The sequence below is a fragment of the Massilia phyllosphaerae genome (assembly GCF_034659755.1).
GTDB classification, from domain to species: domain Bacteria; phylum Pseudomonadota; class Gammaproteobacteria; order Burkholderiales; family Burkholderiaceae_D; genus Telluria; species Telluria phyllosphaerae.
The window spans coordinates 118,000-140,576 of sequence record NZ_JAXSQX010000003.1 but is presented as its reverse complement, the minus strand read 5'-3'; the positions used below and the strand labels follow the sequence as shown (position 1 = coordinate 140,576).

Sequence of the window (22,577 nt, the reverse complement as noted above, 5' to 3'; positions counted from 1 at the left end):
TAGCTCAGCGGTTACCAGTTACGGTGCGCGCCGGCCGGCTGCCGTGATGGCGGGCCAGTCAACCGGGACCGGTTGCAAGCCACGCCTGCCGAATGTGCAAATACAGAACCGCAGTAGTTTATACCAAACACTGTTCCAGTCCGCGGATAAACACATCTTTTGGTAAATTTTTACCAATAAACACCATCTTGCTGCCACGGGCCTCGTCATCCGCCCACTTTGCACCGAGGTCGCTGCCCATGATTTGATGCACACCTTGGAATACCACCTTGCGGTCCGCGCCAGCCATCGACAGCACGCCTTTGTAGCGCAGCATATTCGGGCCAAACACTTGGACCATGCTGCCAAGGAATTGATCCAGACGCTCGGGATCGAAGGCGCGCTCGCTCTTGAACACAAAGGCCGCGATGTCGTCGGCGTGGTGGCCGTGGTGGTGGTCGTGGCTGTGGTCGCATGCCTCGGTGTGCACGTGATCGTGGTCGTGCTCATGATGATCATGATCGTGCGCTTCGTCGGCCGTCAGGAAAGCCGGATCGAGTTCCAGCTTGTCGTTCAGGTTGAAACCACGCAGGTCGAGTACCTCGCTGATCGGGGCGCGGCCAAAATCCGACACGCTGATCGGCGCGCGCGGATTGATGCGGCGAATACGTGCCTTCAGCGCATCCAGTGCGGCGGCATCGACCAGGTCGGTCTTGGACAGCAGGATCTTGTCGGCAAATCCGACCTGGCGCTGCGCTTCTTCCTGGCGGTCCAACTGGTCCATTGCATGGCGCGCGTCGACCACGGTCACGACCGCGTCGAGCAGGTAGTGGGCACCGACTTCCTCGTCCACGAAGAAGGTCTGGGCCACGGGGCCGGGATTGGCGAGGCCTGTGGTCTCGATGACCACGCGGTCGAACTGGATTTCGCCGGCGTCGCGCTTGCGCGCCAGGTTGGTCAGCGCCACGATCAGGTCGCCGCGCACGGTGCAGCAGATGCAGCCGTTGTTCATCTCGACAATCTGTTCGCTCGCATCCTGCACCAGGATCTCGTTGTCGATGTTTTCCTGGCCAAATTCGTTTTCGATGACGGCGATGCGCATGCCGTGCTCTTCCTGCAGGATGCGGTTGAGCAGGGTGGTTTTGCCGGCGCCGAGGAAGCCGGTCAGGATGGTGCTGGGAATGAGTTCCATATCTCGCTACCTAATGAAGGCGCCCCATGGGCGCCAGAGAATCGGAAGATTATGCCGGAATTTACGAAATGCCACCACCGACGTGCTCGCAAGCCGGAGCGCACCGCCCGCCAGCCAGCCTGCCGGCCTTATTTGACCTTGGCGCGCGGATGGGTGCGGTCATACACGGCCGCCAGGTGCTGGAAGTCGAGCGCCGTATAGATCTGGGTCGAGGTGATGCTGGCATGGCCCAGCAGTTCCTGCACCGCGCGCAGGTCGCCCGAGGATTGCAGCAGGTGCGAGGCAAAGGAATGGCGCAGCACGTGCGGGTGCACGTGGACCGGCGCCCCCGTTTTCTGGGCGTGGACTTTGAGGCGCGACTGCACCACGCGCGGGCTGACCCGGGTGCCGCGCTCGGACAGGAACAGGGCGTTGCTGGCGTCGCGTGCCGGCGGCCGTACCGCCAGCCAGGCCGCGAGCGCCGCGCGCGCCGGCGCGCCGACCGGCACCCGGCGCATCTTGCCGCCCTTGCCGGTGACGACCACTTCGCTGGCGTCCGCTTCCAGCCAGCCGAGCGACGCCGGCGCACCGTCGCGCGGCGCCACGTAGTGCAGGTCGAGGCCGGCCAGTTCCGACACCCGTAGGCCGCTCGAGTACAGCAGTTCGAACATCGCGCGGTTGCACAGGTCGAAGGGTTCGGCAGCATAGCCGGGACCGGCGCCTGGTTTGCCTTCCATTAATTGCACTGCATCGTCGACGGCCAGTGCCTTCGGCAGGCGCTTGGCGCGGCGGGGCGCGCGTACGCCGTCGACCGGGTTGGCATCCAGCGCGACCTGGCGCGACAGCCAGTCGAAGAAGCCGCGCCAGCCGGACAGCTTGCGCGCGATCGAGCCCGGCCCCTGGCCTTCGGCGTGCAGCTTGGCGGCAAAGCGCCGGATATCGAAGTGGGTGAGCTTCGGCCAGTCGGTATGGCCGCTCAGGGCGGCCAGTTCGGCCAGGTCGCGCCGGTAGGCGGCGATCGTGTGCGGGGAGAGCTGGCGCTGGGTGGCCAGCTCGGCCAGGTAGCGGCCGGCCAGGTCGTCGGTGGCCGGGATGTCCATCAAGCCCGCAGCGGTGCCAGCGCGGCGCTGGCGGTTTCGCCGATGTGGACCAGGAAATCGGTCGCCATCGTGGCGTTGAAGCGATCCGGATCCGGCGAACCGAGCACCAGCAAACCAAAGGCGTTGCCGCCGGCGCGCAGCGTCAGCAGCACCGTCGAGCGCACGTTTGATCCGACCTCGACACCATCGTCGAGCCAGCGCACCGCCTCGAAATCCTTGTTCGGGCCGCAATAGGGGGCGCGCAGGCTGTTGGCGAACAGGCGCACGTCGTCGCTGGCGCCGCGGGCGAATGGTGCCTCGGCGTAGTCCGGCGCCAGATTCCACAGGCGCAGGCTGGCTTGCGGCACGCTGAAATGCTCGATCAGGCCCTTCACCACGGCATCCGGCATGGCTGCCGGTGTGCCCGCGCGCAGCAGGCCCTGGGTCCAGCCATGGAAGCGGTTGGCGATCGCCATGTTTTCCTCGGCGCGGCGCAGCAGGTCGGCCATGCGCAGTTCCAGTGCCTTGTACTTGTCACGCATCACTTCCATCTGCCGTTCCTGCAGCGACACTGCGCGACCTGTCAGCGGGCTCGACAATTTTACTTCGCCCAGCAAACCGGCGTGCTCGACAAAGAATTGCGGATGATCGGCCAGGTATTGGGCGACGGCGGCGGAATCCAGTGGTGCGGTCATGAATGGTCGTACGAAAGAGTTGGACCGCCCATTTTACTCGACCGCAAGCCCGGAAAGCAGGAAAACGCCGGCGCCTTGACCCCGTCGTCAGAAACGGTGGCGTACACCCAACTGGAAGGCCCGTCCGTCGTCACCGGGTGCCTTGGTAAAGCCGCCCGGCGCCCCGGCCGTTGCCGGACTGTACTGAGCCTCGTTGTCGTTCCGGATGAACGAGGCCACCGCATACAGGTCGGTGCGCTTGGATAAAAAGTAATTGTAGCCAAGCGCAAACAGCGTGGCATCGCTTTCAGAGGAGGTGCGGTCGTGCTGGTGCGCGACCGAGGCCAGGATCCGTCCGGCGCCGATGCGGTACTGCAGGCCGGCCTGGACGCTGAACGCATCCTGCCGGCTGTTGATGGTGATGTTGTTGACGAACACGGTGCGTAGGGCGGTGGCGGTGGCAGCGCCCAGCGGTGCCAGCTGCGGGGCGATCTGCGCATCCCAGCCGGCGATATAAGTCGGCAGCAAGGACGCATTGCGGTCGTACTGGTCGTGCCAGCCGGCGAAGAATTTCCACTGGCCCCAGGCATACGAGCCGCCCACGGTGGTGGTGCGCAGGCTGGGCCGTCCGGCCGGGTCGTAGGCGTGGTTGTGGCCGATGCCGATGTCCCAGCCGCGCGCTTTATAGGTGAGCGCCGCGCCCCAGAATGTGTTGTACAGGCCGAGGTAGCCCGAGCCCTTGCCGGCGACCATGACCGAGCCGCCCAGGCCGGACGGCAGTGCAATGCGGTACTGCAGCGCGCGCTGCGAGCGGATGTCGGCTCCTAGGACCGTAAAACCGCCGGTGCCCCCGGTGATGCTGCCCCAGGTGCCGCCGGTGCCGACTTCGAAGGTGTCGGCGGCCGCGAACACTTCGTAGCCCGGCGTGTACATGCGCCCCAGCAGGACCGCGCCGAGCGGCGTGACCATGCCGACCATGGCGGTGCGGTCGAACAGCGCACGCTCGGGATTCACGGCCGGTCCGCCCGGCGGCTGCAATGCCTGGCGCACGGCCGCCAGCACGGGAGGGGGCAGGGCGCCCATGTTGCGCGTCAGGTAATAACCCTGGTTTTCGTTGACCAGGGTCGGCACCTGGGTGCCGTTATCGAGCTCGATGCGTGCCTCGAGGTTGAAGATGGCTTTCAGGCCGCGCCCGAGGTCTTCGCTGCCCTTGAAGCCGAGGCGCGAACCGTCGGCGCCGCCGCTGATGACCTTGACCCGGCTGCCGCGCTGCCACATGACGCCGGCATCGGCGATACCGTAGATCTGGACGCTGCTCTGGGCCAGTGCGGGCGCCGCCAGGCAGGTGGAAAGACAGGTGCCGGCAAGCGCCGCCAGCAGGAACTTGTTCATCGCATTCTCCATGGTTGGACGGACGGCAATAACAAGCAACAAGACAACGCTGCAGGCAACCAGGCCGGCGGCAAGCCACGGATGATGCCGTTTGCCCGGGCATTGCCCGGCAGCCGGCTCAAGCGTTGTGCAAATCGCACAGGCCCCAGATGCAGCAAGGGCGGACCTGGTTGCCCAGGTCCGCCCTTGCGGATCAGCTTTTGGCGGGGCGTACCCCGCATCAGCTTAGAACGAGTGGTTCACGCCCACGTCGTAGTGGTTCACGGTCGGGGTTGCGGACAGACGACCGATTGCGGTACCCGAGGCGGTCACGATGTTCGTCTTGCGCGACGCATCTATGTACAGGTAGGTACGCTTCGACAGGCTGTACTCGTAGCCCAGCGAGAACTGCTTGGTCTTCGGGGTGTCTTCCAGCTGCTTCTGGCCGTAACCTGCCAGCAGTTTGCCCGGGCCCATGGCGTAGGTCGCGCCGACCAGCCATGCCTTGGTGTCCGACAGGACCGGATTGATGTGGTCGGCGTTCTGCTTGGAGTAGGTCGCCATCACTTTCAGTTCCGGGGTCAGCGCGAACGAACCGGCGCCCGACCAGATCTTGGTTTCGACGGCGTTACGCTCGTAAGCCAGCATCGCGGCGGCCGGACCGTTGTTGTAGGTCGCAGCGACCGAGAACGGGTTGGCCGAACCTTGCGGGTTGGTGCCGGTGTAGGAGGCGCCGCCGTTGGTACCGGTCAAGGTACCGCCGTTGCCTTCCTTGGTCGCCCACGAAGCGTTGACCTGGAAACCGTTGTTGACCGGCGAGTTGTAGAAGACCGCATTCGAGATACGGTTGCTGTTCGGCGAGCCGCCGCCGGTGTTGCTGTCCAGCGGTGCCGAGTTGAAGCCGGCGACGCTGATGTCGGTATAGAAACCAGCCGGGGTCGGCAGGCCATGGAACGGCTCGAACGAACCGACGACTTCCTGGAACGGGGTCAGGCCGCGACCGATGCGGACCATACCGAAATCACCCTGCAGGCCGACGCGGCTTTGGCCCTGGAACAGCGGACGGCCGTTGTTTTCAACGGTACCGGTGTCCGGCTCGTAACGGATTTCCAGCTGGAACAGTGCTTTCAGGCCATTGCCCAGATCTTCCGTCCCCTTGAAGCCCAGGGTGTTAGCAGCGCGCTTGCCGATGGCAACGGTCTGGTTGGTACGCTTGACCAGGCCGGCATCCAGGTTGCCGTAGATCTGAACAGCGGTCTGAGCTTGCGCCACAGCGGCGAAGCCACCCAGCAGAGCGACTGCCATGAGTGATTTTTTCATCTAATTATTTCCTTATAAAATCGGTCGCAGGAATCCGGAGAGCATTGAGATTTGTTGTAGTTTCTGAACACTCGGATGTGTGAACCTTAAATGCTTAATGCGTCAAGAATGTCGGATTTGTCAATTATGACCGTTGCACTTGGTCGAAAGCCAATAAATCCAATTGTGCTGTTGTATTTTCGAAACGGCTGACCCTGTACAGACAGACAATCCTAAGTCGGATTTAAGTTTCCTGTAGGCATCATATTCTTTCTGTCTTGCAATGCGATTTGTGCAGGCTCAAACCCGTGAAGAATTGCAATCGAATCGTGCCAACGCGGCTTTAGACTCTGGCCCATCCGACGTCACGGCGCGTATTGCCTGTTCTGTGGGCACATCGTGCGCCAACGTGCATCTTCTGCGCGTATTTCCAAGACGTCTTTTACTTCCAGAAAATGAAAGATGGCAAATCGTGAAGAGTTAGCGATCATTCGCGGCGCCCGTGCCGGCCGCGCCGAGGCCCAGCTGGCACTCGGGCGGCTGTATCTGTTCGGCAGTAACGGCTTGCCGAAGAGCCTGCCTACTGCCCTGCATTGGCTCGACCGCGCTGCCCAGCAGGGTTGTACAGAGGCGTGGCAACTGATCGGCAACCACATTCCGTTCGAGCTGGCGCAGCAGAGCCCACATCCGGTCACGACATGGTACGAGCGTGCCTACGACGGCGGACTGGTGCGGGCCGGGCTGGTCTATGCGCAGCTGGTGCTGGGCGCGCGGACGGCGCCGCCGGGCCAGGCCCAGCGCACCAAGGCCCTGCGCGCCCTCGAAGATGCCGGCCGTGCCGGCTTTTCCCAGGCACAGTGGCTGCTGGCGGGCGAGCACGGCGCGGCGGCGGTGCCGGCCAGGGCCGAAGTGCAGGCGCCGCAGCCCGCCGGCATGCCGGGCACCGTCACGCCGGCCGGCCAGCGCTGGCTGCGCCAGGCGGCGGACAGCGGTGTCGCCCCGGCCCAGTTCGCGCTGCTGGAACAGGCGTGGCAGGCCGGCGACCATGCCGCCTACCTGCGGCGCGCTCTGCCGCTGGTACGCAGCGTGGCCGGTTCCGATGCCGCCCGCGACGGTGCATGCGCCCGCCTCGCGCCCGACGAGGTGACGCTGCTGTCGCGCTGCGCCCGCCTGGCGGCCGAGGGCGGCTTGCCGCACGACGTCACGCCCGACGAATTGCACACGTTCTGGGAGCTAGCCGCGGCCGAGCAGGACCGCCATGCCCAGTTCTCGCTCGGCCTGTGGAGCGCGCGCATGCGGGTGGACGGCAAGCGCATACCCGGCAGCGGTGGCGCCGCCAACTTCAAGAAAGCCGTGCGCTGGCTGGTGCAGGCCGGCGAGCAGGGCCTGGCCGAAGCCTGGTACGCCCTGTCGCGTATCTATATCAAACCGGAGTTTTCACAGCGTAATGTCGTGGAAGCGCAGAAGTACCTGGAGCGGGCCGCGGAAATGGGTTACCGCGACGCCCAGCTCGAATGCGGCAACGCCGCCTGGCGGGCGCGCCGGGAAAACGAAAGCAATGATGTGCGCGCCGTGTTCTGGCTGCAGAAGGCAGCGCGCCAGGAATGCTCCCGAGCAGCGGCGGCCCTGCGCAAGATCGCGCCGCGCCTGCCGGATGCCTGGCCCGGGTTGGCGGCCTTGCTGGCGGGGCGCGACCTGTCGGCCCATCCGCTGCTGGCGGCGCGCCTGGAACTGGCGCTGGCGTTTGGACTCAGCCGGGCCGAAGCCCTGCTGCTGGATGTGCGGCAGGCAGACCGCGGCCATTGCCTGGTGATCGATATCCGCGCCAGCTATGGCCGCAGCCGGCGCCGCCTGGTGCTGGTGGAAACGGCGCAGGAGCGCCAGCTGCTCGACCGCATGACGCAGCTGTTCGACGAGGTGGACTGCGGGCCGGGTGGGCCGGAAGGCAATTATCGGCAGCGGCTGTACCGCTTGCGTACCCTGCTGCCGGAAAGCGGCACCGACAACGATGCCGATTACAACCTGGCTGCCTAGCGCGGCGTCCAGGGCTCAGATGTAGATTTCGCCTTCGAACACGGTGACGGCCGGGCCGCTCAGGTAAACCGGTTCGCCTTCGCCGGCCCAGCTGATGCTGAGCTGGCCACCGCGCGCATCGACCCGTACCGGCGAGTCGAGCAACCCGCGGCGGATGCCGGCCACGACTGCCGCGCAGGCGCCGGTGCCGCACGCCAGCGTTTCGCCGGCACCGCGCTCGTACACGCGCAGTTTGACGTGGTGGCGCGCCAGCACTTGCAGGTAACCGGCGTTGACGCGTTTCGGAAAGCGCGGGTGGTGCTCGATCTGCGGGCCGGTTTCGGGTACCGGCGCGGTGTCGACGTCATCGACCACCTGCACCGCGTGCGGATTGCCCATCGACACAACCGACAGCAGGACCTGCACTTCCCGGCCGTCCTGGCGCACGGTCACCGGCCACAGCGTGTCGCGGCCCTGGGGCACGCCCGCCAGGCCGGCGGCATCGAACGGGACCCGGGCCGGTTCCAGCACCGGCGCGCCCATGTCCACGGTGATGCTGCCGTCCGCTTCCAGGCGCGGGGTGATGATGCCGGCCATGGTCTCGACGCGGATCGCACCCTTGGTCGTCAAGCCCTTGTCGCTGACGAAGCGGACAAAGGCGCGCGAGCCATTGCCGCACTGTTCGACTTCGCCGCCGTCATTATTGAAGATGCGGTAGCGGAAGTCGCAGCCGGGCAGGGTCGGGCGCTCGACCACCAGGATCTGGTCGGCGCCGATGCCGAAACGGCGGTCGGCCAGGCGGCGCCACTGTTCGGGGCCGAAGTCGATGGGCTGGCTGATGGCGTCGATCACGACGAAGTCGTTGCCGGCGCCGTGCATCTTGGTGAATTTCAGTTTCATTATGTCGATCAATCGTAGAGCGGTGGTTCGCCCGGCGGCCGGGTCTTGAAGCGTTTATGCGTCCAGAAATATTCTGCGGGATGTTCGCGCACACGGTCTTCGATGAAGGCATTCATGCGGCGGGTGGCTGCGACGATATCGTCGCCCGGGTAATTTTCCCATGCCGGGAAGAACTCGACCCGATAGCCCTTGTAGTTCGGCAGGAAGGTGGCGATGATCGGGATCACCTTGGCCCCGGTCGCGCCGGCCAGGCGCGCCATGGCGGTCAGCGTCGCGGCCTGGATACCGAAGAAGGGCACGAAAGTGGCATCCTTTTCGCCGAAGTCCATATCCGGCAGCATGTAGTAGGGCAAGCCGTCGCGCAGCGCGCGCAGGATCGGTTTGACGCCTTCTTCGCGCGTGAACAAGCGAACCGGACCGTAACGCTCGCGGCCGTAGCGCAACAAATCGTCGAAAGCCTTGTTTTTCTGCGGCGAATAGATCGTGGCGAGCGGCATCACGCGCGCGGCGACGCCGCCGACGTCGAGGCAGACGAAATGCGGGCAGAACAGGATCGTCGGGCCGCTTTCCATTTGCGCTTTCGGCACCGCCGGCACGACTTCGATCAGGCCATGGATGCGCTCGAATGACGCCCACCAGATCAGCGAGCGCTCCAGGATGCTGCGCGAATACCCCTGGAAATGGCGCATCACGATGTCCTTGCGCTGCGCCTCGCTCAGCTCGGGCATGCACAGACGCAAATTAGTAAAGGCAATTTTCCGGCGCTTCGGGATGGCGTAATACATCAAGGTGCCGACGGCGCTGCCGATACGGCCGAGGATGGGCAGCGGCAGCCAGTGCAGCAGCCACAGGAGGGCGATCAGGAATTTCATGCAACGGTCTCGGCGTCAGGTGCTGCGACGCCCTGCGGACGCTTGTAGCGGTTATAGCTCCAGAAATACTGGGACGGACAACGCGCAATCAATTGTTCCATTGCGCGGTTGATGCTGGCGGCCTGTTCCGCGGCGCTGCCGGACAAATCGCCTTCGAAGGGCACGAAGCGGATCGCGTAACCGCGTCCGCGCGGCAGGCGCTCGGCATACACCAGCAGGATGTCGGCCTTGCCCAATTGGGCCAGCTTGGACGGCAGGGTCATGGTGTAGGCGTCGCGGCCGAAGAAGGGCGCCCATACGCCTTCGCCTTCCTGCGGCACCTGGTCGGGCAGCACGCCGACCGGCTGGCCGCCGCGCAGCGCCTTGACCAGCATGCGCACGCCGGACAGGTTGGCCGGCGCCAGGTGCATGTGCCGGCGCGCACGGGCCCCTTCGACCAGCGGCTTGAGCGCACTCTGGCGCGGCGGGCGGTACATCACGGTCAGTTCGACGCGCAGCGACACCTGTTGCGCGGTCAGTTCGAAGCAGCCCAGGTGCGGGGTGAGGAAGACGATGCCCTTGCCACTGTCGAGCTGGCGCTGGACCAGTTCCCAGTTTTCCATCGTGACGTGGCGGGTGACGCGCTCTTGTTGCGCGCACCATACAAACGGCAGTTCGAGGATCGCCTTGCCGGATTCGGCGATGGCGGCATGCAACTGGCCGGCATAACCAGCCCGCTCCAGGTTACCGCGCAGGCGCCGGCGGTAAGAGGGAGAAATCAGGTAAACCAGCCAGCCGAGCGCCGCCCCCAGCGCATGTAGCACAGATAGAGGCAGCACCGACAGGAGGCGGAACAAGAGAACAAGCATGGGTTGATTCAGGGTAGACAAGCGACGGCTTGCTCACCAAAATTTTTCAAGGAGCGTAAAATACCACTTTAGAGCGCCTAACAAAACTTCATGGCCAGGTTGTATCGTCTGGCCATACCAGCGTATCGCCTATGGCAATACGTCTTTCCCTGAGGATTTGTTAACGCGCCGAGCACGATCCGCGGAGTTAATGACAACTTGCGAAGCGGAATATAAATATCGCTAAAGCGTCGCAGGCATTGGTACTGCGGCAATTATTTAAACAGTATCAGGAGCCTTACCTCATGTCTTCCAACGACTATCTCTTCACTTCCGAATCCGTTTCGGAAGGCCATCCGGACAAAGTTGCCGACCAGATTTCCGACGCCATCCTCGACGCGATCCTGGAACAGGATCCGAGCGCGCGCGTGGCCGCCGAAACCCTGTGCAACACGGGCCTGGTGGTGCTGGCCGGAGAGATCACGACGCATGCGAACGTCGATTATATTCAAGTTGCACGCAACACCATCAAGCGCATCGGTTACGACAATACCGACTTCGGTATCGACTACAAAGGCTGTGCCGTGCTGGTCGCCTACGACAAGCAGTCGCCGGACATCGCCCAGGGCGTGGACGAAGGCGCCGGCATCGACCTCGACCAGGGCGCTGGCGACCAGGGCCTGATGTTCGGTTATGCCTGCGACGAAACCCCGGAACTGATGCCGGCCGCGATTTATTACGCACACCGCCTGGTGGAGCGCCAGTCGCAACTGCGCAAGGATGGCCGCTTGCCGTGGCTGCGCCCGGATGCCAAGTCCCAGGTCACGCTGCGCTACGTGAACGGCCGCCCGGTGTCGGTGAACACCGTGGTGCTGTCGACCCAGCACGCGCCGGAAATCAGCCACAGCCAGATCGAGGAAGCCGTGATCGAAGAGATCATCAAGCCGGTGCTGCCTAAGGAATGGCTGCAGGACACTCGCTACCTGGTCAACCCGACCGGCCGCTTCGTCATCGGCGGCCCGCAGGGCGATTGCGGCCTGACCGGCCGCAAGATCATCGTCGACACCTACGGCGGCGCGGCGCCGCACGGCGGCGGTGCCTTCTCGGGCAAGGACCCGTCCAAGGTCGACCGCTCGGCCGCCTATGCCGCCCGCTACGTCGCCAAGAACGTGGTCGCCGCCGGCCTGGCGCGCCAGTGCCAGGTGCAGGTCAGCTACGCGATCGGCGTGGCCCGTCCGATCAACATCACGGTCTACACCGAAGGCACCGGCGTCATCTCGGACGAGAAGATCGCCGAACTGGTGATGGAACACTTCGACCTGCGCCCGAAAGGCATCGTGCAGATGCTCGACCTGCTGCGCCCGATCTACCAGAAATCGGCAGCCTACGGCCACTTCGGCCGCGAAGAGCCGGAGTTCAGCTGGGAGCGCACCGATAAGGCGGCGCTGCTGCGCGCCGAGGCCGGCCTGGCGTAAGGCATCTACGCCTATAACTTGGATCCCCGCGAAAGCGGGGACCCAAGTTCGTAGCGCACCACGTTCAATTGCGCGCAACGTTAGCGGAAGCACACCCACCCATCCAGCAATACAACACAACAGGCCATTTCCGAGCCCACCCGTGTTAAACTTATGAATTCCGAGGAGCGTTGCGACGAAAGAATTCTCTTTCGCCAGGCTCGGATCATCAACACCGCGCTCACGTTACTTTTTTCTTAACTTGAAAGGAGGGCGTGATGAGCGCCGTACTCAAAGACACCACCCAGGATTACTTCGTTGCCGACATCGGCCTCGCCTCGTGGGGCGAGAAGGAAATCCGCATTGCCCAGACCGAAATGCCGGGCTTGATGGCAATTCAAGATGAATTTGCCGCCAGCCAGCCGCTGAAGGGCGCGCGCATTGCCGGTTCGCTGCACATGACCATCCAGACCGCCGTGCTGATCCGCACGCTGGAAGCCCTCGGCGCGCAAGTGCGCTGGGCCTCGTGCAACATCTACTCGACCCAGGACCACGCTGCCGCCGCCATCGCGTCGGTCGGCACCCCTGTGTTCGCCATCAAGGGCGAGACCCTGGACGAGTACTGGGAATACACCCACCGCATCTTCGAATGGCCGGGCGACAACCACGCCAACATGATCCTGGACGACGGCGGCGACGCGACCCTGCTGCTGCACCTGGGCGTGCGTGCCGAAAAGGACATCTCGGTGCTGGACAAGCCGGGTTCGGAAGAAGAAATCTGCCTGTTCAACGCGATCAAGGGCCGCCTGGCACGTGATCCGCAGTGGTACTCGAAGCGCCTGCCGGAAATCAAGGGCGTGACCGAAGAGACCACCACCGGCGTGCATCGCCTGTACCAGATGCACCAGGAAGGCAAGCTGGCGTTCCCGGCAATTAACGTCAACGACTCCGTCACCAAGTCGAAGTTCGACAACCTGTACGGCTGCCGCGAATCGCTGGTCGACGGCATCAAGCGTGCGACCGACGTCATGATCGCCGGCAAGATCGCGGTCATCGCCGGCTACGGCGACGTGGGCAAGGGTTCGGCACAGGCCATGCGCGCCCTGTCGGCCCAGGTCTGGGTTACCGAAATCGATCCGATCTGCGCACTGCAGGCGGCGATGGAAGGCTACCGCGTCGTGACCATGGATTACGCGGCCGAGCACGGCGACATCTTCGTCACCTGCACCGGCAACTACCACGTCATCACCGAGCAGCACATGCTCAAGATGAAGGACCAGGCGATCGTCTGCAACATCGGCCACTTCGACAACGAGATCGAAGTCGCCGCGCTCAAGAAGTACGAGTGGGAAAACATCAAGCCGCAGGTCGACCACATCATCTTCCCGGACGGCAAGCGCATCATCCTGCTGGCCGAAGGCCGCCTGGTGAACCTGGGCTGCGGTACCGGTCACCCGTCGTACGTGATGAGCTCGTCGTTCGCGAACCAGACCATCGCCCAGATCGAGCTGTTCGCCAACACCGACAAGTATCCGGTCGGCGTCTACACGCTGCCGAAGCACCTGGACGAGAAGGTCGCGCGCCTGCAGCTCAAGAAGCTGAACGCCCAGCTGACCACGCTGACCGAAGAGCAAGCCGCGTACATCTCGGTAAGCACGGAAGGTCCGTACAAGCCGGATCATTATCGTTATTAATCTGGTAATCTTCCGTGACTTGGCGCCGGGCGGCGCGGGCAATGCGCCCGTGTACGCCGGCGCTCCGGACCATCTCCAGCGGTCCGGTCCGCTGTCCTAGGGCGGCCCCTGTGCCAGGGTGTCGTCGTGGGACTGCCGGACCGGCTCGCCCTCACGAAAGACACCGACATGCGTTTGCTCCTGACCTGGCTGATCAATGCCGCCGCCCTGATGGCGTTGCCTTACCTGATGAATTCCGTGACCGTGACCAACATTGGCTCTGCCCTCGTGGCTGCGCTGGTGCTGGGCCTGGTCAATACCCTGATCCGTCCCGTGCTGGTCGTGCTGACCCTGCCGGTGACGCTGCTGTCCCTGGGCTTGTTCATCCTGGTGATCAATGCGCTGCTGTTCTGGCTGGTATCGCACCTGGTGGCGGGCTTCCATGTCACAGGATTCGGGTCGGCCTTCGTGGCGGCGATCCTGTACAGCGTGATTTCGTGGGCGCTTTCCACCTTACTCCTCAAAAATGATGGAAACCCCTAATCTCAGTATCGAGTTTTTCCCGCCCAAGACCCCCGAGGGTGCAGAAAAGCTGCGTGTGGCGCGCCAAAAACTGGCCGAGCTCAATCCCAAGTACTTTTCGGTGACCTTCGGCGCCGGCGGCAGCACCCAGCAGGGTACGCTGGCGACCGTCCTCGAAATCCAGGCCGAAGGGCATGAGGGTGCACCGCACCTGTCCTGCGTCGGCGCCACGCGCGCGTCGATCCGCGCTATCCTGCAGGAATTCCAGGCGAAGAGCGTGCGCCGCCTGGTCGCCCTGCGCGGTGACTTGCCGAGCGGTTATGGCGGCGCGGGCGAACTGCGCTATGCCAGCGACCTGGTCGAGTTCATCCGTCTTGAAACCGGTGACTGGTTCCACATCGAAGTCGCGGCCTATCCCGAGATGCACCCGCAGGCGAAATCGCCGCAGGACGACCTGCAGAATTTCGCGCGCAAGGTGCAGGCCGGCGCCAACGCGGCGATCACCCAGTACTTCTACAATCCGGACGCCTATTTCCAGTTTGTCGACAATGTCCACAAACTCGGCGTGGACGTGCCGATCGTGGCCGGCATCATGCCGATCACGAACTACACGCAGCTGATGCGCTTCTCGGAAATGTGCGGTGCCGAGATCCCGCGCTGGATCCGCCTCAAGCTGGCCAGCTTCGGCGACGATTCGGCCTCGATCAAGGCCTTCGGTCTCGACGTGGTCAGCAGCCTGTGCGAACGCCTGCTTGCCGGCGGGGCGCCGGGCCTGCACTTCTACAGCATGAATCAGGCTGCGGCGACGACCGCGATCTGGCAACGCCTGCAGTCGGCCTGAGCCTGCACGGAGGCCGGCAAAAGCCCTGATGCCCGCGCGCCTACCGGCCCGCGGGCATGTTTCATTCGATCGCTGGTTGTATCAAGTGAGTCGTGTCAGGTGATCTGTGTCGTTTCCGTCACAATCACATCCAGCGGCACATCGTGGGCAGCATGCGAGAACACGGCGCGCTGGTTACCATAGGCAATGCCCAGCGTGTGGGGGCGCGGTGCCGGCTCCAGCGTGCGGTCGTAATAACCGCCGCCATAGCCCAGCCGGTAATTCTCGTCGTTGAATCCCAGGCAGGGCACCAGCAAGGCCGGCGGGCGTGCCACGAAGCGCAGGTCGGCCGGCACCTGCACCCCCATCTCGTCCGGAATCATCGGTTCGCCCGGCGTCCATTCGACGAAGGAGAGGGCGGTGCCGCGTTCCATGACGACCGGCAGCGCCAGTTGCACGCCGGCCCTGGCCAGTTCGTCGTAGGCGGCGCGCAGGTCGGGTTCGCCGGCCAGTGGCCAGTAGACGCCGATGGCGGCGACCTGGCGCAAGCGCCACCAGGCCAGCACCTGGGCGCCGATATGGCCATCCCACTGGACCTTGATTGCTGGATCGAGAGCCCCACGTGCTGCTCTGAGCGCTTTGCGCAAGGCCGTCTTGGCCGCCTGTTGTGACGTCGTCTGTTCCGCCCCCGCCACGCTTGCACTGGAGTCTGGCAAGCCGTCGGAGCCGCATGGTATTCTTGATTCGCCGGTCATGGATGATATGAAGCGTAAATTGAAAGTTGGATTGATGTTTCCGCAAAAACTGTTTGCCGGCGCCAGTCTTGCCGCCACGGGCTTGATCTCGTTTGTCGTCGCCTCCGCTGCCTCGGCCCAGGCCGCAGCGCCGATTGTTCCCACCACAGCGCCCGCCAGCTCGGCCCCAGCCACGGGCACCCCTGCAACTGGAGTGCCGGCCACCGGAGCGCCGGCCACCGGAGCGCCGGCCACCGGAGCGCCGGTTGCCGGAGCGCCAGCCGCAGCAGTGCCGGCCGCCGGAGTGCCGGCCACCAGCGCCACCGTGCCCGCCGGCACCATGCTATTGGTCGCCAACGACGCCAGCCGCGAACAGGATGAGATCTTCCTGCAACTGCGCGACGCTGCCCGCCAGGGCGACGCCAATCGTGCGGCAGGGCTCGCCTCGCGGCTGCCGAACTACGCGATTCCCTCGTATGTCGACTATTATCGGCTCAAACCGCGCCTGCGCGACGCCAGCGACGCCGAAGTGCTCGATTTCCTGAAGCGCTACGAAGGCAGCGCGATTGCCGACCGCATGCGCAACGACTGGCTGCTCGAGCTCGGCCGCAAGCGCGACTGGGTCAATTTCGACCGCGAGCTGCCCCTGTTCGTCAAGAAAGACGATTACCAGGTCAAGTGCTATGCACTGCTGTCGCGCGCCATCAAGGGCGAGCGGGTGGCGGCCGAGGCGCGCGCGCTGCTCGACAATCCGCCACAGTACGGCGACGCCTGCGCGGCGCTGGTGAGCCAACTGGCCCAGTCCGGACAATTCAACCAGGCCGACCTGCTGGCCCAGCTGCGCCTGGCCGGCGAGATGCACGCGACCGGGCCGGCACGCCGCACCGCTGTGCTGCTGGGGGCGTCGGACACGCGCGCGGCGCAGGCGGTCGACGTGCCGGCGCTGGCGATGGCGCGCGGCATCGGCAATACGCGCGCCGAGCACGAAATCTACCTGGTCGCGATCGGCCGCATGGCGCGCACCAGCCTGAAGCTGGCGACGGTGGCGCTCGACAAGAATGCGTCGACACTGTCGGCCGAGGAGCGTGCGATCGGCTGGTCGAACATCGCGCTGGCGGCGTCGCTGACGCTGGCACCCGACGCCTACGATTACTGGCAGCGCGCGGCCGGCGCCCCGCTGTCGGAAACCCAGCTCGAGTGGAAGACCCGGATCGCGCTGCGCCGCGGCGACTGGAAGACGGTGCGCGCCACCATCGAATCGATGCCGCCCGACCAGCAGGCGCTGACGGCCTGGACCTACTGGCTGGGCCGCGCCATGCAGGCCCAGGGCCGCACCGAGGACGCCCAGGCGCTGTACCGCCGCATTGCCGACCAGAACAGTTTTTATGGCCAGCTGGCGATGGAAGAAGTCGGCATGCAGGTGACGATTCCGCCCGCCGCTGCGGCCTTGACCCCGGCCGAAATGGCGCAGGCGGCTGCCAATCCGGGATTCAAGCGCGCCCTGAAATTCTTCGGCATGCGCATGCGCTTCGAGGGGACGCGCGAGTGGAACTGGACGGTCAGCAATCTTTCCGAGCGCCAGTTGCTCGCTGCAGCCGAGTATGCGCGCCAGAACCAGATCCTTGATCGCATGGTCAACACCTCGGAGCGCACCCGCACCGAGTTCGATTACACCCAGCGCTTCCCGGCGCCGCACAATGACATCCTGCACCCGACCGCGCAGGGACTGGGCCTGGACCAGGCCTGGGTGTATGGCCTGATCCGCCAGGAATCGCGTTTCATTACCGATGCCCAATCCGGTGTCGGGGCGTCCGGCCTGATGCAAGTCATGCCGTCGACTGCAAAATGGGTGGCCGGCAAGATCGGCCTGGACGACTATGGCCACGGCATGCTGAACGATATCCGCACGAATATTTTGCTCGGCACCAATTACCTGAATATGGTGCTGAACAACGCCGACGGTTCGCAGGTGCTCGCCACCGCCGCCTACAATGCCGGACCGGGACGGGCGCGCAACTGGCGCGGGCTGCTGGCGGCGCCGATGGAAGGGGCGGTGTTCGTCGAATCCATTCCTTTCGAAGAAACCCGCAACTACGTGCGCAACGTGATGTCGAACGCAACGAACTATGCGGCGCTGTTCGAAAAGCGTCCGCAATCGCTCAAGGCCCGCCTGGGCACGATCACGCCGCGCGGCAACGCCCTCGGCCTGCCATGAGGATCGATGAATACGACAAGGGGACGATCATGGCCGAGCTGTCGGTGCTTTTGATTGGAGGAAGTGGATTCATCGGCAGCCACGTGGCGGCGCGCTTGGCCGAAAAGGGCGTCAGCATCGCGGTGCCGACCCGCCACGAAGCGCATGCGATGCACCTGATGCCGCTCGGCGTCGACATCGTCGAAGCCAACATCCATGACGACGCGACGCTGCGCCGCCTGGTGGCCGGCAAGAGTGCAGTGATCAACCTGGTCGGCATCCTGTATGCGCAACGCGGCACGCCGTATGGCGAAGGGTTCCGGCGCGCCCACGTCGAGTTGCCGCGCCGCATAGTCGAGGCCTGCGCCGCCGCCGGCGTGCCGCGCTACCTGCACATGAGCGCGCTGGGCGCCGATCCGCAGGGACCGTCGATGTACCAGCGGTCCAAGGCCGACGGCGAACGCGCCGCATCCGCCAACCCGGCGGTGGCGGCGACGATCTTCCGTCCTTCGGTGGTGTTCGGCGAGGACGACAATTTCCTGAACATGTTTGCACGGCTGCAGCGCCACGTGCCGGTCGTGCCGCTGGCTTGCGCCAGGGCGCGCTTCCAGCCGGTGTATGTCGGCGACGTCGCCGATGCCTTCGTGCGCGCGCTGTTTGATCGCCACACGGCCGGCAAGACTTATGAACTGGGCGGGCCGCGCGTCTACACCCTGGCCGAGCTGGTGCACCTGGCCGGACGCTACAGCGGCCACGAGCGCAAAGTCATCGGATTGCCGGATGGCCTGGCGCGGCTGCAGGCCATGTTCTTCGAGCTATTGCCCGGCACGCCGCTGATCAGCCGTGACAACCTGGACTCGATGAAAGTCGATAATGTCGTCAATAAAGTTGTAAATCCGTCTATGCAGGTCTTGACAGGCGAGGCGCTGGGAATCAAGCTCACGGCGCTCGAGGCCGTCGCGCCGCAGTATCTGTCGCCGACCGGCCGCATCGACGTCCTGCGCGCCCGCGCCGGACGCTAACTTGAAGACCGCATCCAGACCCGAAAGCCCAGCGCGCCATGCAGACAATCGAACTCGACCCGACGCTCACGCAAACCCTCGACCAGGCCCGCCAGGCCGGCCTGACCCTGGTCATCGGCAACAAGAATTACTCGTCGTGGTCGATGCGCCCGTGGGTGGCGGCGGTGGCGGCCGGCATCCCGTTCACCGAAGTGCGCGTCCTGCTGGATCAGCCCGATACCTTCGCCAACATCGCCCGCTTCTCGGCCGCGGGCCGGGTGCCGGTCCTGCTGGCCGGGGAGATGACGATCTGGGACAGCCTCGCGATTTGCGAATACTTGGCGGAGCAATTTCCCGATAAACATTTGTGGCCGCAAGACGTGGCGGCGCGCGCCCTGGCGCGCTCGGTCGTGGCCGAGATGCATTCGGGTTTCCCCGACCTGCGCATGGCGATGTCGATGAACATCAAGGCGAAATTGCCGGGCCGTGGCCGCACGCCGGGCGCCCAGGCCGACATCGGCCGCATCTGCGAAATCTGGGAAGAGTGCCTGGCGCGCTTCGGCCACCACCGCTTCCTGTTCGGCGATTTCTCGATTGCCGACGCCTTCTATGCGCCGGTCGTGATGCGTTTCAAAACCTATGGCGTGGCGCTGGCGCCGGCGCTGCAGGCGTATTGCGACCGCATGCAGGCCCATCCGGCGGTGGCGCGCTGGGTCGAGGAAGCGCTGCAGGAAACCGAGATCGCCGCCGGCCACGAAGACGACTTGCCGGACTGATGCCGATGCAGATCTATGTCGTTGGCGGCGCGGTGCGCGATGGATTGCTGGGGCTGCCGGTGCAGGACCACGACTGGGTCGTGGTCGGCGCCACCCCGGACCAGATGATTGCCCAAGGCTTCCGTCCAGTCGGCAAGGATTTTCCGGTCTTCCTGCACCCGCAGACGCAGGAGGAATACGCGCTGGCGCGCACCGAACGCAAGACCGCGCCGGGCTACCACGGCTTCGTGTTCCACACTTCGCCCGAGGTCAGGCTGGAAGACGATTTAATAAGGCGCGATCTCACCATCAACGCAATGGCGCGCGCCGAGGACGGCAGCATCGTCGACCCCTACGGCGGGCAGCAGGACCTGCGTGACCGCGTGTTCCGCCACGTCTCCGACGCCTTTGCCGAAGACCCGGTCCGCATCCTGCGCCTGGCGCGCTTTGCCGCCTGCTTTCCCGATTTCCGCGTGGCCGACGCGACCAACGCCCTGATGCGCAAGATGGTGGACGAGGGCGAGGTCGACGCGCTGGTGCCGGAACGCGTGTGGCAGGAACTGTCGCGTGGGCTGATGGAGCAGAAACCGTCGCGCATGTTTGCGGTGCTGCGCGATTGCGGCGCCCTGTCGCGCATCCTGCCCGAGCTGGACGCGCTGTGGGGGGTGCCGCAGCCGCCGCTGCACCATCCGGAAGTCGACACCGGCGTCCACATGATGCTGGTGATCGACTACGCGGCCGAGCGCGGCTTCGACTTGCCGATCCGCTTTGCCGCCCTGATGCATGACCTCGGCAAGGGCGTCACGCCGGCCGAGCACTGGCCCAAGCACCATGGCCACGAAGGCATGGGGCCGCGCCTGATCACCGACTTATGCAAGCGCCTGCGCGTGCCGACCGATTGCCGTGACTTGGCCGTCATGACCGCGCGCGAACACGGCAATGTCAGCCGTGCCATGGAATTGCGGCCGAAGACCATCGTGACCCTGTTCGAACGCTGCGACGCCTTCCGCAAGCCGGAGCGCTTCGCCCAGATGCTGCTGGCATCCGAATGCGACGCGCGCGGGCGCGGGCACGAGACCCATGACATGCGCTATCGCGACTACCCGCAGGGGGCTTACTTGCTCAACGCGCTGGCGGCGGCACGCGCCGTGAATGCGGGCGAGGTCGCGGCATGCTTTGCCGAGGACAAGGCACGCATTCCGGAAGCGGTGCATGCGGCCAGGGTAGCGGCAGTGAAGGCGGCGCTGGGGGATGTGCGCGACTGAATCGTCGGAAACGACGGACTACCGTCAATCCATTACAATGGAAGGATTGGTGCGCCGCACAAAACCTCTCCACTCCATGACACCGCAGGACAACCCCCTCCGCCGCTGGCTGAAAAGTCTGAAGGCCAAGCCCGGCCGCCAGCCGGTGCTGGTCAAGGCCTTGAGCGAACGCGACCGCCGCCGCGTCCTGCGCCATTTCATGGCCCTCGACAGCAGCGACCGGCTGCTGCGCTTCGGCAGCATGCTGCCCGACGAGCGCGTGGAAGCCTACGTGGCCAAGCTCGATTTCGCCAGGGACATCGTGTTCGGCGTCTACAACCGCGTGTTCCAGCTGGTCGGCGTCGGCCATCTCGCAGTGACGTCGAAGGAGGCGCACCCGGACAGCATCCATTACACCGACAAGGAAAAGGTGGCCGAGTTCGGCGTGTCGGTATCGAAGTCGGCGCGCGGGCAGGGCGTCGGCACGCGCTTGTTCGAGCGCGCGGCCACCCATTGCCGCAATGTCGACGTCGACACGCTGTACATGCAGTGCCTGTCCTCGAACCGCACCATGATGCACATCGCCAAGAAGGCGGGCATGGAAATCCACCGCGAATACGGCGAAGCCGACGCCCACCTGCACCTGCCGCCGCCCAGCCCCTCGAGCGTGCTGGCCGAGGCGCTGGAAGAGCAGATCGCCAAGATCGATTACGCGGTCAAGGCGAACGCGCGCGCCGCCTTCCGCCTGTTCAGCCCGAAAAAGTAAGCTCCACTTACTTGTCGAGTACGTTCAGCACCTCGTAGCACGCACCCATCGTGTGGTAATCCACTTTGCCGGCTGGGCTTTTCTCGTCGGTCAGCTTTTGGTTGGCCGGTCCCAGGATGCGGTACCAGGCGCCGTGCTGGTGGTCGACGAAGTGGTCCCAGCTGTAGGCCCAGATACGGTCGTACCAGTCCCAATACCCGGCGTCGCCCGTGCGCGCGCCCAGCAGGGCCGCCGCCGCCAGGCTTTCGGCCTGCACCCAGAAGTATTTTTGCGGATCGCAGATACTGCCGTCCGGCGCAAAGCCGTAGTAGATGCCGCCGTGTTCGCCATCCCAGGCCTTGGACAGGGCCGCATCGAACAGCTCTCTCGCGCGCGGCAGCAGCCAGTCCGCAGAATTGCTCAACCGAGCGCCGTGCCGTTCCAGGATCAGCAGCAGCTTGGCCCATTCGGCCAGGTGCCCCGGCTGGTAGCCCCAGGGACGGAAGATGTTGGTGGTGTCGTGGCGGTTATAGTCGGGGTCGACCGACCAGTCGGCGTTGTAGTGTTCCCACACCAGGTTGCCGTACAGGCCGGCCTGGCGCACGGTGATGTTGTGTGCCAGCGTCTCGGCGCGTGCCAGGTAGCGCAGGTCGCCGGTGGCGTCGAAGGCGGCCAGCATCGCTTCGCAGGCGTGCATATTGGCGTTCTGGCCGCGGTAGCCGTCGAGGCGTGACCAGTTGCCACTGGCTTCGTCGGCGTACAGGCCGTGCTGCGGCTCCCAGAAGCGCTGTTCCATCAGGTCGAAGGTGTCATCCAGCCAGGCGCGCGCCTCGGCCACGCCGGCCATCAGCCCGTGCGCATACGCCAGCAGCACGAAGGCCAGGCCGTAGCAGTGATTGGTGTCGTCCGTGACGGTCTTTTCGCCGGCGTTCCAGTCGAGCGTCCAGGCATAGCCGCCAGTGGATGGGTTGCGGTGCGCATCGCGCAGGAAGCGCAGGCCGTGCAGCACGCGTTCGCGGTCGGCGGCCTCGCCGAACTGGCGCCAGGCCATGGCGAAGTTGAACACGAAGCGGGTGCTGCTGACCAGGTGGCGGGTGCGGGCATCGTAGATGCTGCCGTCGTCCTTGTAGAAATGGTAGAAGCCGCCGCTCGGGTCGACGCAGCGCGGATCGTAGAAGCTGCGGGTATGGCGGATATGCTGCAGCAGCACGGCGCGGGATCGGAAGTCTGGATGCATGGGGTTATCGTTG

General features: G+C 64.9%; 20 protein-coding genes and 1 riboswitch. Of the genes, 10 read left to right on the top strand and 10 right to left on the bottom strand.

Annotated features, from left to right (window positions below):
* Positions 1-118: 118 nt before the first annotated feature.
* The 5 genes from U1H99_RS13195 to U1H99_RS13175 all read right to left on the bottom strand — a co-directional run bounded on the left by U1H99_RS13195 (position 119) and on the right by U1H99_RS13175 (position 5,594).
* Positions 119-1,171: a CobW family GTP-binding protein gene (locus tag U1H99_RS13195; RefSeq protein WP_323142201.1), complete on the bottom strand. Its 1,053-nt coding sequence runs from the start codon at positions 1,169-1,171 to the stop codon at positions 119-121.
* Between the two features lie 128 nt (positions 1,172-1,299).
* A complete protein-coding gene (locus U1H99_RS13190; protein ID WP_323142200.1) occupies positions 1,300-2,250 on the bottom strand; it encodes a tyrosine recombinase XerC in 951 nt (316 codons plus the stop codon).
* Entirely contained in the window at positions 2,250-2,924 is a 675-nt protein-coding gene (locus tag U1H99_RS13185; protein WP_323142199.1) for a DUF484 family protein, read from the bottom strand. The genes U1H99_RS13190 and U1H99_RS13185 overlap by 1 nt, the downstream gene beginning before the upstream one ends.
* Positions 2,925-3,011: 87 nt before the next feature.
* Positions 3,012-4,295, bottom strand: coding sequence for a porin (locus U1H99_RS13180; protein ID WP_323142198.1), 1,284 nt, complete (start codon positions 4,293-4,295; stop codon positions 3,012-3,014).
* A gap of 225 nt (positions 4,296-4,520) precedes the next feature.
* Positions 4,521-5,594 carry a porin gene (locus U1H99_RS13175; RefSeq protein WP_323142197.1) on the bottom strand — a complete coding sequence of 358 codons (1,074 nt, stop codon included), beginning with the start codon at positions 5,592-5,594 and terminating at the stop codon, positions 4,521-4,523.
* Between the two features lie 441 nt (positions 5,595-6,035).
* Here U1H99_RS13175 and U1H99_RS13170 point away from each other — a divergent pair, with 441 nt between their 5' ends.
* Positions 6,036-7,607, top strand: coding sequence for a hypothetical protein (locus U1H99_RS13170; RefSeq protein WP_323142196.1), 1,572 nt, complete (start codon positions 6,036-6,038; stop codon positions 7,605-7,607).
* 15 nt (positions 7,608-7,622) lie between these two features.
* On the opposite strand, the gene dapF is transcribed toward U1H99_RS13170, so the two are convergent.
* Genes dapF through U1H99_RS13155 form a run of 3 tightly spaced genes read right to left on the bottom strand, consistent with a single transcriptional unit; the run spans position 7,623 to position 10,206 of the window.
* Positions 7,623-8,486: a diaminopimelate epimerase gene (dapF, locus tag U1H99_RS13165; protein WP_323142195.1), complete on the bottom strand. Its 864-nt coding sequence runs from the start codon at positions 8,484-8,486 to the stop codon at positions 7,623-7,625.
* 8 nt (positions 8,487-8,494) lie between these two features.
* On the bottom strand, positions 8,495-9,358 hold the full coding sequence (locus U1H99_RS13160) for an LpxL/LpxP family acyltransferase (RefSeq protein WP_323142194.1): 864 nt from the start codon (positions 9,356-9,358) through the stop codon (positions 8,495-8,497).
* Positions 9,355-10,206: a lysophospholipid acyltransferase family protein gene (locus U1H99_RS13155; protein WP_323142193.1), complete on the bottom strand. Its 852-nt coding sequence runs from the start codon at positions 10,204-10,206 to the stop codon at positions 9,355-9,357. The genes U1H99_RS13160 and U1H99_RS13155 overlap by 4 nt, the downstream gene beginning before the upstream one ends.
* A 284-nt stretch (positions 10,207-10,490) precedes the next feature.
* On the opposite strand from U1H99_RS13155, the gene metK reads away from it, so the two are divergent.
* The 4 genes from metK to metF all read left to right on the top strand — a co-directional run bounded on the left by metK (position 10,491) and on the right by metF (position 14,675).
* The gene (metK, locus tag U1H99_RS13150; RefSeq protein WP_323142192.1) at positions 10,491-11,660 is read left to right on the top strand and encodes a methionine adenosyltransferase; all 1,170 of its coding nucleotides are present in this window, start codon (positions 10,491-10,493) and stop codon (positions 11,658-11,660) included.
* A 156-nt stretch (positions 11,661-11,816) separates the two neighbouring features.
* Positions 11,817-11,889: riboswitch (S-adenosyl-L-homocysteine riboswitch) on the top strand.
* A 28-nt stretch (positions 11,890-11,917) separates the two neighbouring features.
* Positions 11,918-13,333 (top strand): adenosylhomocysteinase, encoded by a 1,416-nt coding sequence (gene ahcY / locus U1H99_RS13145; protein ID WP_375341612.1) that lies wholly within the window; start codon positions 11,918-11,920, stop codon positions 13,331-13,333.
* 168 nt (positions 13,334-13,501) lie between these two features.
* Positions 13,502-13,855 (top strand): phage holin family protein, encoded by a 354-nt coding sequence (locus tag U1H99_RS13140; protein ID WP_323142190.1) that lies wholly within the window; start codon positions 13,502-13,504, stop codon positions 13,853-13,855.
* Positions 13,842-14,675, top strand: coding sequence for a methylenetetrahydrofolate reductase [NAD(P)H] (gene metF / locus U1H99_RS13135; RefSeq protein WP_323142668.1), 834 nt, complete (start codon positions 13,842-13,844; stop codon positions 14,673-14,675). The genes U1H99_RS13140 and metF overlap by 14 nt, the downstream gene beginning before the upstream one ends.
* Positions 14,676-14,770: 95 nt before the next feature.
* On the opposite strand, the gene U1H99_RS13130 is transcribed toward metF, so the two are convergent.
* Positions 14,771-15,409 carry a 5-formyltetrahydrofolate cyclo-ligase gene (locus U1H99_RS13130; protein WP_510980332.1) on the bottom strand — a complete coding sequence of 213 codons (639 nt, stop codon included), beginning with the start codon at positions 15,407-15,409 and terminating at the stop codon, positions 14,771-14,773.
* 34 nt (positions 15,410-15,443) lie between these two features.
* On the opposite strand from U1H99_RS13130, the gene U1H99_RS13125 reads away from it, so the two are divergent.
* The 5 genes from U1H99_RS13125 to U1H99_RS13105 all read left to right on the top strand — a co-directional run bounded on the left by U1H99_RS13125 (position 15,444) and on the right by U1H99_RS13105 (position 21,348).
* Entirely contained in the window at positions 15,444-17,603 is a 2,160-nt protein-coding gene (locus U1H99_RS13125; RefSeq protein WP_375341611.1) for a lytic transglycosylase domain-containing protein, read from the top strand.
* Positions 17,604-17,632: 29 nt separating this feature from the next.
* Positions 17,633-18,604, top strand: coding sequence for a complex I NDUFA9 subunit family protein (locus U1H99_RS13120; protein WP_323142666.1), 972 nt, complete (start codon positions 17,633-17,635; stop codon positions 18,602-18,604).
* Between the two features lie 38 nt (positions 18,605-18,642).
* A complete protein-coding gene (locus U1H99_RS13115) occupies positions 18,643-19,359 on the top strand; it encodes a glutathione S-transferase family protein (RefSeq protein WP_323142188.1) in 717 nt (238 codons plus the stop codon).
* A 5-nt stretch (positions 19,360-19,364) separates the two neighbouring features.
* Entirely contained in the window at positions 19,365-20,603 is a 1,239-nt protein-coding gene (locus U1H99_RS13110) for a multifunctional CCA addition/repair protein (protein WP_323142665.1), read from the top strand.
* Positions 20,604-20,679: 76 nt separating this feature from the next.
* On the top strand, positions 20,680-21,348 hold the full coding sequence (locus tag U1H99_RS13105; protein ID WP_323142187.1) for a GNAT family N-acetyltransferase: 669 nt from the start codon (positions 20,680-20,682) through the stop codon (positions 21,346-21,348).
* Between the two features lie 7 nt (positions 21,349-21,355).
* On the opposite strand, the gene U1H99_RS13100 is transcribed toward U1H99_RS13105, so the two are convergent.
* Positions 21,356-22,564 carry an AGE family epimerase/isomerase gene (locus U1H99_RS13100; protein WP_323142186.1) on the bottom strand — a complete coding sequence of 403 codons (1,209 nt, stop codon included), beginning with the start codon at positions 22,562-22,564 and terminating at the stop codon, positions 21,356-21,358.
* Positions 22,565-22,577: the final 13 nt, after the last annotated feature.